Below are 12308 nucleotides of genomic sequence, written 5' to 3'. Positions count from 1 at the left end.
TAAAAAAAATTCATATTTGTTAGGTATTTTAAATCGTCAGGGGTCTTTCGCATGGAACTATTGCTTCACTTTTTTCAAAAAAAAGGGGTAAAAAGATTTTTTATTTTATTTATAATTGGTTTGTGCCTGTATTATGTACGAAGTATGATAAATCTGATTTTATTTACATTTATTTTTTCCTATTTAATGGATAGACTTGTTCAGTTCTTTACAAGTAAGTTTGCGATAAAACGGACGATTGCTGTTATCTTACTCTATTTTTCGGTTTTATCGTTACTTATATACGGGATTTCCACCTATTTGCCTGTTGTCATTCAGCAAATATCTGTATTAGTTATTCAAATTACAGATTTTTATATGCAGCCACATGATAATGCCGTATTAAATTTTATAGTAAACATAATTAATAATTTTAGTATAACGACTTATCTGCATCAGGGCTTTACCTTTATTTTTAAGTATTTTACAAATATATGGGGTAATCTTCTTCAAGTTTTTATGGCGATTGTGCTTAGTCTATTTTTCCTGTTAGAAAAGGATCGATTGCGATTGTTTGCGACTCGTTTCCATACGAGTAAAATAGCACCGATATACTTTGAATGTATGTATTTTGGAGAGAAATTTGTTGGTACATTTGGAAAAGTAATAGAAGCGCAATTTATTATTGCGATAATTAATTGTCTTTTAACAACCACATCTTTGTATTTCCTAGGCTTTCCGCAATTATTTGGCTTAGGCATTATGATTTTTTTACTTGGGCTTATACCAGTTGCTGGTGTTATCATATCTTTCATCCCATTGTGTATTATTGGATACACGGTTGGTGGAATAACCCATGTCATTTCAGTCATTGTCTTAATCATGATCATCCATGCGATAGAGGCATATATTTTAAATCCAAAACTCATGTCTTCCAAGACTGATTTACCAGTATTTTTCACCTTCATTGTCCTAATATTCTCTGAACACTTCTTTGGCGTATGGGGCTTAATTGTAGGAATCCCAATTTTCATATTCCTGCTTGATATATTAGAAGTAAAAAGTGACAAAAGGCGATTGAAGAAGGGATAAGTAAGAAAAGCAACAGCCAAAAAAAGTCATCTCAACATGAGATGACTTTATACGTTACTGATTGTACTCTAAACGATTCTTATAAGAATACAACGATAATAATAATGGCGATAATGATACGATAAATTGCAAATGGTGTTAATTTAATTCGATCAATTAGCTTTAAGAAGAATCGAATGGAAATTAATGCGAAAATAAACGCACTGATAAATCCAACAATAAAGAATGGAAGGGCAGCAGATGTGATATATTCCCAATTGTTTAATAAAGAAATAAAGCTTGCTCCAGCCATAATCGGAACAGCCATGATAAATGTAAAATCAGCTGCAACACGATGACTTAGTCCCATAAGTACTCCACCAGATATCGTTGATCCAGACCTTGAAAAGCCTGGCCATAAGGCAATACATTGAAATAGACCAATGAAAAATGCTTGCTTATTTGTAATTTGATCCAAGGAAGTCGTGGTTGGTTTCTTTTTCTTTTGTGTATAGTCTGCGATAATCATCAGAATAGCTCCAACAATTAAAGCATACACAACTGTTTCAAAATTAAATAGATGCTCATCTATGTAATCATCAAAAAGGAGTCCTAAAACACCAGCTGGGATTAATCCGATAAGAACTTGTACAAGGCTCAATTTATGCCCCGTTACTTTTTCACCATTAATCGTTTTTTTCAAACCTAGAATATTTAGGAAGCGATCTTTGAAGATAATGACTACTGCTAAAATCGATCCTAATTGAATCACTACTTTAAAGGTATTTGCTACTTCAGGTGAAAAAATTTCTCCTGATTTTAACCATAAATCATCAACAAGTATCATATGTCCTGTTGACGAAACAGGTGCAAATTCAGTTAAACCTTCTACTATGCCTAAAATAAAGGCAACAATTAATTCCCATAATTTATCCAAGCCTTGTTCACTCCTATTTATCAATTAATATAAAAAATATATTTTTTTCAAAAAACATACACCCAACTATCATATCAAATATTTAGCAAAAGCTGAATGCTATGTGATGTAAAATTTTCTGCTATTAAAATTTTCACATAGAGTATAACGTAGAAATAGATTCGTAAGTTTCATTAATTTTACCAAACTTCATTCGGGTTAAAATGCTTAATAAGATGAATGAAGGTATACTTAGGATAGTAAAGATAGAGGGGGAGAGAATGATATGGCTCGAAAAGGAATTCTATCTCTTGGTGATGCGTTTATTGATTTTGTTTCACGAACAAGTGATAATAACAGCTTTGATAGAAATTTAGGTGGAGCTTCTGTTAATGTTGCTGTACATGTAAGTAGATTTGCTATTCCGAGCTTTTATATAACAAAGTTAGGAATCGAAGAAGATAGCAAATTTGTGGAAGGTGAGATGCAAAAGGAACAAATAAATTTGGATGATAGTGTTCGTACACCAATAAAGAAAATTTCTAAGGTTTTTGTCCATCTCGATGACTTTGGTGAAAGGCACTTTCATAACTATGAAAATGAAACCCCAGATGAAGTTGTATTGGAAACAGATATTAAAGGACAATCATTTGAAAATAAATCTATATTCTATTTTGGATCTGGTACACTTTTTCATCCACATGCAAGAGCAGCAACAAAAAAAGCAATAAGCTTAGCAAAGGAAAGAGGGGTGTTAATTGCTTTTGATGCAAATATTCGCTTGAAAAGATGGAATAGTGAAGAGGAATGCAGACAGGTGATTAGGGAGCTATTGCCTTTTGTTGATGTTCTAAAGTTATCAGAAGAAGAGCTTTATTTTCTAATGGAGGTAGATACGGTGGAGAAAGGGATGGAAGAGCTGGCAAATTTCCATGTCCTATTTCAGCTTGTTACACTCGGAGAAAAAGGAGCTATTGGACGATTGTTTGAGCAAAAGGAAAAAGTGCATGTGCCTGCCGAGGCAGTGAAAGTTTTAGATACCAATGGCTCAGGCGACGCATTTATGGCAACGATTCTATATTATATACACGAAAGGGGATTTCCTAATACGAAAGAAGAGATGGTGAATTATATGGGTCGTGCGAATAAGCTAGGTGCAATGGTAGCAACTAAAAAGGGCTCACTACCTCTCCTGTTTAATTATCAGACACTAGTCCTTTAAGAAAAAAACACATTAATGATTAAAAGCATGCTTACATAGAAGGAACAATCGTCATGATGGCAGAATTCTAATGTAAGGATGCTTTTTTGTAACTTTTTAAGGCTAAAGACGTAGATAAAAATAATCCAAGAGTTTGTTTCAAGTCTTAGATAATTTCTATATGATAGAAAAGAGGAATAGAAAAAGTTTTTTGAGTAAAGGTTGTTCGTTGAAAAACTAACTAATGATATGGAACTGTGAGTGAAAATCATCTCAGAAAAAATTATTTACCTACAATCAAGATGCTAAAACGATTTCAAAAGATTGAAAATTATGAATTTATAAAGGAGGGATGTTGGTGTGTCTGAAAAAAAAGTATATATTATTTTAACGGATACAGGGACTTTATTCACTCGTTGTATTAAATTCTTTACAAGAAAGCCCCATAATCATGCATCTATTTCCTTTGATCCACAATTAAAGGAAGTGTATAGTTTTGGCAGAAGAAAACCCAGCAATCCCTTTGTCGGCGGTTTTGTGAAAGAAAATGTACAACATGATTTTTTTCGAAAAAGTCGTTGCATCATTTATTCCATCTCCGTGACGGAGACACAATATGAAAAAATGAAATGTAAGGTTGATCAAATGGAGAGAGAGCACAGAAATTATCGCTATAATCTTCTTGGCTTATTATTTATTTTGTTTAAAATTCCATATAATCGGAAAAATGCTTATTTTTGTTCTCAGTTTGTTGCATCAATCTTACATGAAAGCGGTGCATTATTTTTTACGAAGCCACCATGTTTAATAACCCCCTATGATTTATTAGACGAATACAATATGCAAAGGGTATATGAAGGGGAATTACAACTATATCCACTTGTGTTTACGAAAACAGCAGCATAAAGCTATTATATTTTATCATACCTACACAACAATAAATTTTATTTTGCCCAATTAGTAAGCTCGTTGGGGAAAAACGATTAATTAAAATCTTTATTATTGAGATTCTTTATATAAATGGAAAAAAGTGACCGTTTAAATGGTCGCTTTTTTTGGTATCAAATGGATATATCACTAATGGTTAATGACAGAAATTTTGGTGAAAATAAAAGTTAGAAGGAAAGCTTTGACAAAGGTAATCCCATATAATATGATAGCAATTGCTGACAAGCCTTATCGGAATTAGGAGGATTAATATGAAAAAATTAAGTATATTGTTTAGTTTATTACTAAGTCTTACCATAGTTCTATCTGCATGTGGTAGTGAATCAAAAAATGAATCAAATGATTCTGCAGATAAAAATGCTGATAACAAAACAGATTTATTAGCGCAAATTAAAGAAAATGGAAAATTAGTGGTTGGTACGGAAGGTACATATCCTCCCTTCACTTTTCATGATAATACTGGGAAATTAACTGGTTTTGATGTTGAAATCGCACAAGAAGTCGCAAAACGTTTAGGCGTGGAAGCTGAATTCATGGAAACACAATGGGATGCGATGTTTGCTGGTCTTGATGCAAAGCGATTTGATATGGTTGCAAACCAAGTTGGGATAAGAGATGATCGTAAAGAGAAGTACTCTTTCTCTGATCCGTATATTTCATCTGCTGCTGTTCTTATTACAAGAGGAGATTCAGATGTAAAAAGTTTTGAGGATATTAAAGGCTTAAAGTCAGCACAGTCATTAACAAGTAATTACGCAGAAATTGCAAAGTCTAACGGTGCAGAGATAGTTGGGGTTGATGGATTTAATCAAGCGATTGAACTGTTGAACGCAAAACGTGTAGATATAACGATTAATGATAAATTATCTTTCTTAGACTTTAAAAAGCAAAAGCCTGATACGAAAGTTGTGATTGCAGATACTGCTGAAGATGTGTCTCAAAGTGGATTAATGTTTAGACAAGGAAATGATACGTTAGTAGAAGCGGTAAATAAAGCATTACAAGAAATGATTGATGATGGTACGTATAAATCAATATCAGAGAAATGGTTCGGAGAAGATGTACTTAAATAATATCTTTACAGACCCAGAAGCATTTCAGCGATATTATGATATTGCAGTTAGTTCCCTTCTCCCTTTGGTGAAGGGGGCTATTTTATATACGATACCACTATCAATTATTTCCTTTATCATTGGGTTAATCTTAGCTGTATTAACCGCTTTAGCTAGATTATCAAGTGTTAAAATTTTGCAAATTATTGCAGGGATCTATGTTTCCGTTATTCGGGGAACACCATTGCTCGTACAGCTTTTCATTATTTTTTATGGGCTTCCGAATATTGGAATTACCCTTGAACCATTTATAGCAGCAATCATTGGTTTTTCCTTAAGTGTTGGGGCGTATGGATCAGAAATAGTCAGAGGTTCCATATTGAGTATTCCTAAAGGTCAATGGGAAGCTGGATATTCGATTGGAATGAGCTATGTACAAAATTTAAAAAGAATTATTTTGCCACAGGCTGCGCGTGTGTCGATTCCACCATTGTCGAATACATTTATAAGTTTAATTAAGGATTCATCCCTAGCTGCTTTAATTCTAGTGTCAGAAATGTTTCGAAAGGCACAGGAAATAGCAAGCACGAACTATGAATTTTTACTGCTATATTCAGAGGTTGCTCTTTTGTATTGGCTTATTTGCTTCCCTCTATCTATTATTCAGCAGAGTCTGGAAAATCGATTCGGACGTCACTTGAATAAATAAAATGAAGCTTCCAATTAGAAGATAAATAATCGATAGAGAAAGGAGGGAATAGCATGATTTCGATCAAGGGGTTGTCTAAGCATTTTGGTGATTTACAAGTACTAAAGGACATAAATCTAAAAGTGGGAAAAGGCAAAGTAATTGTCGTTATTGGACCGTCTGGATCTGGAAAAACGACGATGCTGCGCTGTTTAAACATATTGGAGATACCAACGAATGGTCATATTACGATTGAAAATAAACAATTGGACTTCTCGAAAAAGGTTACGAAAAAGGTTACGAAAAAGGCTATAATCGATTTTCGAAAATTAACAGGAATGGTTTTTCAAAACTATAATCTTTTTCCACATAAAACTGCCTTGGAAAATGTGATGGAAGGTCCTATTACGGTGAAAAAGCAATCAAAGGAAAAAGCAAGGAATAAAGCTGCTGAATTATTAAATAAAGTTGGGCTCGGCGATAAAATCGATTACTATCCATTCCAACTGTCAGGTGGGCAGCAACAGCGTGTTGGTATTGCGAGAGCACTGGCGATGGAACCCGAAGTGATGTTGTTTGATGAACCGACTTCAGCGTTAGATCCAGAGCTTGTTGGTGAAGTGTTAAAGGTAATAAAAGAACTTGCTAATGAGGGAATGACGATGATTGTTGTTACACATGAAATGAAATTCGCACGTGAGGTGGCAGATGAAGTTATCTTTATGGATGGTGGATATATAGTGGAAAAAGGAAATCCACAGGATATCTTTACTGTGCCTAAAGAAGCAAGAACAAAGCAATTCCTACAATTAATTCAATAAAAAATGAGTTGTTAAGGAATCTCGGATAAGGAGATTTGGCTCCATAACAACTCTAAAACAAAAGGGGGAATTACACTTTGTAGTATCATTGTGGACCCCTTTTTCTTTTTTTATACATATAAAGATAACTTTTTTAAAATCTACATGCTTTTTTGAAAAAGCAAGTTATTGTTCATCATGAATTTTCTTATGAATGACTTCCTCTTCTAATAAACTAAAGAAAGCAACAATGATTCCAGAAATCACCGCTGCAATGGTGTAAACCGATAAACCAGTCATAGCATAGAAAAGAAACGTTGTGATGATAGTCAACAAACAGCAATAGATAATCGTGTTTACATATACAGGATTTTTCATTTCGAACCTTCTTTCAGCTATTCATATATCTTAGTATATGTGGAGAATAATAAATATACTACCGTTAAAGATAATTGCCCTTTTTTATGGATAAAGGGGATAAGCCCTCACTGATTTTACAAAAAAGCATATTTAATAAGTATAAGGAATAGCTTGTATCACCTTCTTTAGAAGCTGAATACACAGTCATATTCCTTATACCGTAACCCCATAACCTCCTCTCACTTAAGGTATAGCCGTTCGTTTGGCTATACCTCTTTTTTGTTTATTACGATTGCTTAAAATTGCTTAAAATAATGAATTTTTGTAAAATAGGTATAAACCACTATTTGTTATTCGTTTTTCACTTCTTTTGTCCTGCTAACGAAACTGTTGTAAACAAAAATAGTTGGATGATCATGATAATCACTGAGTATTAAGAACTATAAAGAAGTCAGGAAGGTATATCTATATGAAGAACAGAACCATTTTTCGTAGTTTAAGAACAAAAATAATTGTCATAATATTTTTTGCTACATTATTTAGTACCATGATTTCATTTAAAATTCATGAAATAATTCGTGACGCTGGTGTTTTTCCAGAGGCATTTAGCATTTTTGTAAATACGATTATTAATCTAGTTTTTGTAACAGTTATTGTCGCCCTATTTACACGACGAATAATCATCTCGCCAATAAAAAAATTATTGAATTCTACTAAGAGAATTACTGAAGGCGATTTAGATATTGAAATAAAAAAGTCTTCGAATGATGAAATTGGTCAATTGACAGATGAATTTATTTTAATGAAAGAATTTATCAGAAACTTAGTTCTGAAAGTAAATGAAACATCTGAGCATATTACCTTATCTGCTGAAAAGCTAACGGCTAACACAGTGGAAACAAGCTATGTATCAGAGCAAATTTCTTCCGCAATTCAAAGTGTTGCTGCAGGTTCTGAAGAGCAAACAAAAGGAATGGAATTCATTGTGGAGTCAGTAGCGGTTGTTAATAACGAAATTAAAGATATTGCTAAAAATACAGAAGAAATGGTGAAAAGCACCAATAATACTGTTCTGAAGGCAAAAGAAGGACAAGAAGTTGTTGATAGTACGGTTACGCAAATGAGCTTAATCCAAAATTCAGTGAAGGAATCCAATGAGTCCATCGTATTATTACAGGAGCGATCACAAGAGATTGGTCAATTTTTAAATGTTATAACCGAAATTGCTGATCAGACCAATTTATTGGCATTAAATGCAGCTATTGAGGCCGCAAGAGCTGGAGAGGCAGGAAAAGGTTTTGCAGTAGTGGCTGAAGAAGTAAGAAAGCTTGCTGAACAATCTAATCAATCTGCTAAGCAAATTGCTGTATTAGTAAATGAAATACAAAACGATACCCTCTCTTCTGTAAAAACAATGAAAAGAGTGACAGAGGAAGTAAAGGATGGAATTAATATTACAAATGATACAAAGGAAAAATTTACTATCATTTCAAATTCCATGTTATCGATGAGCAGTCAAATGGAAAATATTTTGGAGGCGGCCACTAAGATTTCTACAAATATTGTTGAGGTTGCAGGATCTGTGGATCAAGTTACAGGCATTGCGAAGGAGAATAGTCACAATTCAATGAACGTATCGGAAGCATCTCAAGAGCAACTGGCAGCAATCGAAGAGATTACTTCTTCCACTAAATCTTTAGCAAAAATTGCCGATGATCTAGTGGAGTTAACAAAAACAATCCGTGTAAATTAATTTAAATGAAAAGCTAAAATATAGGATGATCAAAAGATAGTTAACATCTCCAGAAAATTCCACTGGAAGATGAACACTTTTGATCATTCTCTTTTTTTTGGGGGAAAATAAAAGGAAGTAATCGTTGTATGACATTTTAAACAGGTTTGATGCAATTTGGTTAAAGTTAGGAATCAAAATAATAAATTTTACGAAAATGATTGTCGAAAGTTGTTATTTCATGCAAATACAAATATAATGGAGAATTGTAAATGTGTAAATTTCTCTGTTCGTTTAGGGATAAATATAAATGATTTAAAATAATATTTTTTAGGGTGAGAGGATTTATACCCACTGTTAAAAGTTTTACTGAACAAGGAGCAATGACAATATGTCCCCAAAAAATTCATCAAAAATAGATTATACACTTGTTCTAATATTAATGCTTTTATGTTTAACAAGTCTTACTGCTATATATGGAGCAAATTCTGCTTATGTGTTAAAGCAGGTTTTATATTATGCAGTTGGTATAGGAATTATTATTGGAGTGATTCGGTTAGATTCGGATCAGTTGAAAAAATTAACTTGGTATTTATATGGTTTTGGTCTTTTATTATTAGTCTTGCTTATTCTTGCGCCGGAAAGCATTGCAAGAGAAATTAATGGCGCGAAAAGTTGGTTTACTCTTCCTGGTTTTTCCTTGCAACCTTCTGAATTCGTCAAAGTGTTTTTAGTATTAGCGCTATCTCGATTAATTGTGGAACATCAAGAAAAATATATTGTGAAAACATTACAAAGTGACTTTTTGTTATTATTTAAAATAGGAGGTGTAACGGCACTTCCACTATTTCTAGTTATGCTGCAGCCTGACTTGGGCACATCTTTAGTATTCCTTGCTATTATGCTAGGCATGGTTTTTATCTCTGGTATCTCGTGGAAGATATTAACGCCTATTTTCTCCAGTTTTGGAGTTATTGCAACGGCGATACTATATCTTGTTATTTGGCATTCGGATTGGATTACAACGTATTTTGGAGTAAAGGAATATCAAATGGGAAGAATCTATTCTTGGTTGGATCCATATACGTATCAAAGCACAACTGGTTATCATTTAACACAATCCTTACTTGCGATAGGTTCTGGACAAACGACAGGGAAGGGTATTGGCACTAGTGAAGTAGTGCTTCCTGAAAATCATACCGATTTTATTTTTAGTGTGGTTGGAGAGGAATTTGGCTTTATTGGTGCTAGCATTATAATTAGTTTGTTTTTCTTGCTTATATACCACATTACAAAAGTAGCGTTGGAAACAAAAAATACTTTTTATACTTGTATGAGTGTAGGAATTATTAGTATGCTTTGTTTTCATGTTTTCCAAAATATTGGGATGACAGTTGGTATCCTCCCAATCACAGGAATTCCACTCCCATTTATTAGTTATGGTGGTAGTTCTTTAATGGGGAATATGCTTTCTATGGGATTAATTTTTTCGATTAGATATCATTATAAAAAGTATATGTTTTCCAGTGATGAGTAACGATTTTTTATTTGAAATAACAAAAAGAGGCTGACAGGGTGCAGCCTCTTTTCGTTTATTCTTTCTCGATTCTTTAATGAGGGGGAAGAAAAGGAAAGAATATCAATCATTATGGGAAGTTAATGATATTGATAATCATTATCATTAGATGTAATCTAATAATAGAACAATTTATTTTAGTTGTCAACGCATATACGAGGAGGAATAAAAAAATGAATAAAAATTTCCGAGAAGAATTTGAAGCATTATTAAGCAATTATACGGAATTGCTACTTGGAGAAGAAAATAAGGAGCTAAATGAAAAAGTACAAGTATGGATGCTTTATTCATTTATGTCGAAAAACATGCCAAGCTTGGTAAAGCATTGGAATGTTAAATTTCCAGATGGCAAACAAACGATTATAGAAATAATATCCGAAATAAAAAAAATGAATGAGATAAGAAAACAAAATCAGAAATAAAACATATGCTATATAGAAAGCTGGACAAAGTACAAAAACGAGGCTGGGACAGAAGTATTCCACACTTAGTATAAACACAAACGATTATACAAATATCATGTATGTATCATTTTTCGTGTTTTAGACTTAGAAAATGTTTCATTGAAGTCTGCTGTTATTACCCGCAGCCTGAATACACTTCGCTTTCCATGGGGCGAGCGCCGAGCCGCTTCGTCACTTAAGTTCCTGCAGAGTCTCGGACTTTCTCGCAGCTCCCATAGGAGTCTACGTGTATTCAGGCTGCTCCATTTTCCAACTAATTCATTATTTCTTGTAAAAACAAATTTTTAAGTAAACAATCTCTAAAAACGAATCGGTTTTTACCCTTTCTATATATGAAAAGAAGCCTTTATTTAAGCGTTAAATTAGAGATTGTTCGTCTTTACACTTGTCTATTTAGTTTTGTCCCAGCATCGAATCAATATGATTACTGAATAGTAGTATTTCCGTAAGGGAACTGGTTACTATAGCCTTTAAATTGCTGATAGGATTGTTGAAGCTTTTGCTGTTCAGCAGCTTCAAGCTTATACCAACCTTTTTGAAACATTAAATCATATAATTCTCTTTGCATATTTTGTGTTTCAGTAAAAATCGACAATAAATCTTGATATAGTGGTTCATTACTTGCCTCATTTAAAGCTGTTGAATAAGAGTCAGTTAGATATTTTTCTGTTGAAAGCATATCGTTAGTGAAATCACGATCATTCATTTGTGGCGTTTTTGGTACCTGCGCTTCAGGATTTTGAATAGTTTTTTGTTGGTTCATTTTCTTTGTCCTTCCTCACAAGAATATAATTTCATCTGTTTGATTGCTGATTCATCCTATTCTCTTTTGTGAGAAGCTACTCATTCTGCCAAAGACAAGGTCAAAATTAGGTTTTGGCATTCTCTTTAGCAGAATGAGCAGTATGAATCAACAATCGCTGCTATTTCATAAGTAATTATTGTGGTTGTTGAGACATGGGCTGACTGTTAGCATTTAGGTGATTCAGTATTCTTTCATAATGACGCTGATGCATTTGTCCACATTTTTCAAGCTGTGATTTAATAGCCGGCTCTTGGGCACTTTGAGCAAAAAAATGTGCTTTTTTCATTGCTAATAAATTCCAAGAAAGCATATCTGTTAAGTAAAGGGAATCTTTGACTGTTACCATAACGGGTGGTTTCATCATCATCCCGTTTGGCTGAGTCATATTATTGGGTTGTTGTTGCATGTAAATTTGACCTCCTAAAAACTATCGCTTTTTATATTGATTATTTTGACTGTTAACTTTTCCACCACCATCTGTTTCAACGGTTGGACCAGCATTGCCTTTCACACTAGCCGCACTAACACCTGCTTTAGAAGGATTTTTTTTTAGACGGGCCATCTTTCTATTCACCTCCCTTTCTTGTTTCATTTTTAGCATTTCCTATTTTTCTTATTTAATGAGCACATAGCTTGGAGATTAACTATGCCCAATCCTTCGTACAAAATCATATAGACATAAAGACAAAAGGTTATTAGTTAATAAGTGACCATCT

Annotated in this window: 14 protein-coding genes; 9 read left to right on the top strand and 5 right to left on the bottom strand. The window is 33.4% G+C overall.

From position 1 onward, the window contains the following. Nucleotides 1–51 precede the first annotated feature (51 nt). Nucleotides 52–1071 carry an AI-2E family transporter gene (locus AB3U99_RS18615; protein ID WP_400243091.1) on the top strand — a complete coding sequence of 340 codons (1020 nt, stop codon included), beginning with the start codon at nucleotides 52–54 and terminating at the stop codon, nucleotides 1069–1071. Between the two features lie 79 nt (nucleotides 1072–1150). On the opposite strand, the gene AB3U99_RS18610 is transcribed toward AB3U99_RS18615, so the two are convergent. Beyond that, complete coding sequence (locus tag AB3U99_RS18610) at nucleotides 1151–1987, bottom strand: undecaprenyl-diphosphate phosphatase (protein ID WP_400243090.1); 837 nt, start codon at nucleotides 1985–1987, stop codon at nucleotides 1151–1153. 265 nt (nucleotides 1988–2252) lie between these two features. Here AB3U99_RS18610 and AB3U99_RS18605 point away from each other — a divergent pair, with 265 nt between their 5' ends. From AB3U99_RS18605 to AB3U99_RS18585, 5 genes are all read left to right on the top strand, one after another. Further along, complete coding sequence (locus AB3U99_RS18605) at nucleotides 2253–3188, top strand: carbohydrate kinase (RefSeq protein WP_400243088.1); 936 nt, start codon at nucleotides 2253–2255, stop codon at nucleotides 3186–3188. 339 nt (nucleotides 3189–3527) lie between these two features. Next, nucleotides 3528–4073, top strand: a complete 546-nt coding sequence (locus AB3U99_RS18600; RefSeq protein WP_400243087.1) for a hypothetical protein — start codon at nucleotides 3528–3530, stop codon at nucleotides 4071–4073. A 293-nt stretch (nucleotides 4074–4366) separates the two neighbouring features. Continuing rightward, on the top strand, nucleotides 4367–5188 hold the full coding sequence (locus AB3U99_RS18595; RefSeq protein WP_400243086.1) for an amino acid ABC transporter substrate-binding protein: 822 nt from the start codon (nucleotides 4367–4369) through the stop codon (nucleotides 5186–5188). After that, nucleotides 5175–5876, top strand: a complete 702-nt coding sequence (locus AB3U99_RS18590; protein WP_400243085.1) for an amino acid ABC transporter permease — start codon at nucleotides 5175–5177, stop codon at nucleotides 5874–5876. The genes AB3U99_RS18595 and AB3U99_RS18590 overlap by 14 nt, the downstream gene beginning before the upstream one ends. Before the next feature lie 53 nt (nucleotides 5877–5929). Continuing rightward, nucleotides 5930–6676 carry an amino acid ABC transporter ATP-binding protein gene (locus AB3U99_RS18585; protein ID WP_400243084.1) on the top strand — a complete coding sequence of 249 codons (747 nt, stop codon included), beginning with the start codon at nucleotides 5930–5932 and terminating at the stop codon, nucleotides 6674–6676. Between the two features lie 165 nt (nucleotides 6677–6841). On the opposite strand, the gene AB3U99_RS18580 is transcribed toward AB3U99_RS18585, so the two are convergent. Continuing rightward, a complete protein-coding gene (locus tag AB3U99_RS18580; protein ID WP_400243083.1) occupies nucleotides 6842–7033 on the bottom strand; it encodes a hypothetical protein in 192 nt (63 codons plus the stop codon). Nucleotides 7034–7484: 451 nt separating this feature from the next. Here AB3U99_RS18580 and AB3U99_RS18575 point away from each other — a divergent pair, with 451 nt between their 5' ends. The 3 genes from AB3U99_RS18575 (at nucleotide 7485) to AB3U99_RS18565 (ending at nucleotide 10745) form a co-directional block, all read left to right on the top strand. Further along, on the top strand, nucleotides 7485–8768 hold the full coding sequence (locus tag AB3U99_RS18575; RefSeq protein WP_400243082.1) for a methyl-accepting chemotaxis protein: 1284 nt from the start codon (nucleotides 7485–7487) through the stop codon (nucleotides 8766–8768). Between the two features lie 370 nt (nucleotides 8769–9138). Continuing rightward, nucleotides 9139–10284 (top strand): rod shape-determining protein RodA, encoded by a 1146-nt coding sequence (gene rodA / locus AB3U99_RS18570; protein ID WP_400243081.1) that lies wholly within the window; start codon nucleotides 9139–9141, stop codon nucleotides 10282–10284. A gap of 212 nt (nucleotides 10285–10496) precedes the next feature. Beyond that, nucleotides 10497–10745: a DUF2573 family protein gene (locus AB3U99_RS18565; RefSeq protein WP_400243080.1), complete on the top strand. Its 249-nt coding sequence runs from the start codon at nucleotides 10497–10499 to the stop codon at nucleotides 10743–10745. 466 nt (nucleotides 10746–11211) lie between these two features. On the opposite strand, the gene AB3U99_RS18560 is transcribed toward AB3U99_RS18565, so the two are convergent. The 3 genes from AB3U99_RS18560 to AB3U99_RS18550 form a co-directional block, all read right to left on the bottom strand. Further along, a complete protein-coding gene (locus AB3U99_RS18560; RefSeq protein WP_400243079.1) occupies nucleotides 11212–11550 on the bottom strand; it encodes a spore coat protein in 339 nt (112 codons plus the stop codon). Between the two features lie 175 nt (nucleotides 11551–11725). Then, nucleotides 11726–11998, bottom strand: coding sequence for a hypothetical protein (locus AB3U99_RS18555; RefSeq protein WP_400243077.1), 273 nt, complete (start codon nucleotides 11996–11998; stop codon nucleotides 11726–11728). Between the two features lie 21 nt (nucleotides 11999–12019). Continuing rightward, nucleotides 12020–12154 carry a YuzL family protein gene (locus tag AB3U99_RS18550; RefSeq protein ID WP_081836570.1) on the bottom strand — a complete coding sequence of 45 codons (135 nt, stop codon included), beginning with the start codon at nucleotides 12152–12154 and terminating at the stop codon, nucleotides 12020–12022. Nucleotides 12155–12308: the final 154 nt, after the last annotated feature.

The sequence above is a fragment of the Niallia tiangongensis genome (assembly GCF_044704065.1).
In the GTDB taxonomy this organism is placed as follows: domain Bacteria; phylum Bacillota; class Bacilli; order Bacillales; family Cytobacillaceae; genus Niallia; species Niallia tiangongensis.
Note: the sequence above shows the minus strand (reverse complement) of the source record. Positions and strands in the feature narration are given on the sequence as shown.

Excerpts from the sequence above, each read along its gene's own strand:
- AB3U99_RS18555 (WP_400243077.1), bottom strand. The coding sequence starts at position 11,998 with ATGCAACAACAACCCAATAATATGACTCAGCCAAACGGGATGATGATG.
- AB3U99_RS18580 (WP_400243083.1), bottom strand. The coding sequence starts at position 7,033 with ATGAAAAATCCTGTATATGTAAACACGATTATCTATTGCTGTTTGTTG.
- AB3U99_RS18595 (WP_400243086.1), top strand. The coding sequence starts at position 4,367 with ATGAAAAAATTAAGTATATTGTTTAGTTTATTACTAAGTCTTACCATA.
- AB3U99_RS18605 (WP_400243088.1), top strand. The coding sequence starts at position 2,253 with ATGGCTCGAAAAGGAATTCTATCTCTTGGTGATGCGTTTATTGATTTT.
- AB3U99_RS18565 (WP_400243080.1), top strand. The coding sequence starts at position 10,497 with ATGAATAAAAATTTCCGAGAAGAATTTGAAGCATTATTAAGCAATTAT.
- AB3U99_RS18560 (WP_400243079.1), bottom strand. The coding sequence starts at position 11,550 with ATGAACCAACAAAAAACTATTCAAAATCCTGAAGCGCAGGTACCAAAA.
- AB3U99_RS18585 (WP_400243084.1), top strand. The coding sequence starts at position 5,930 with ATGATTTCGATCAAGGGGTTGTCTAAGCATTTTGGTGATTTACAAGTA.
- AB3U99_RS18615 (WP_400243091.1), top strand. The coding sequence starts at position 52 with ATGGAACTATTGCTTCACTTTTTTCAAAAAAAAGGGGTAAAAAGATTT.
- AB3U99_RS18590 (WP_400243085.1), top strand. The coding sequence starts at position 5,175 with ATGTACTTAAATAATATCTTTACAGACCCAGAAGCATTTCAGCGATAT.
- AB3U99_RS18550 (WP_081836570.1), bottom strand. The coding sequence starts at position 12,154 with ATGGCCCGTCTAAAAAAAAATCCTTCTAAAGCAGGTGTTAGTGCGGCT.
- rodA (WP_400243081.1), top strand. The coding sequence starts at position 9,139 with ATGTCCCCAAAAAATTCATCAAAAATAGATTATACACTTGTTCTAATA.
- AB3U99_RS18575 (WP_400243082.1), top strand. The coding sequence starts at position 7,485 with ATGAAGAACAGAACCATTTTTCGTAGTTTAAGAACAAAAATAATTGTC.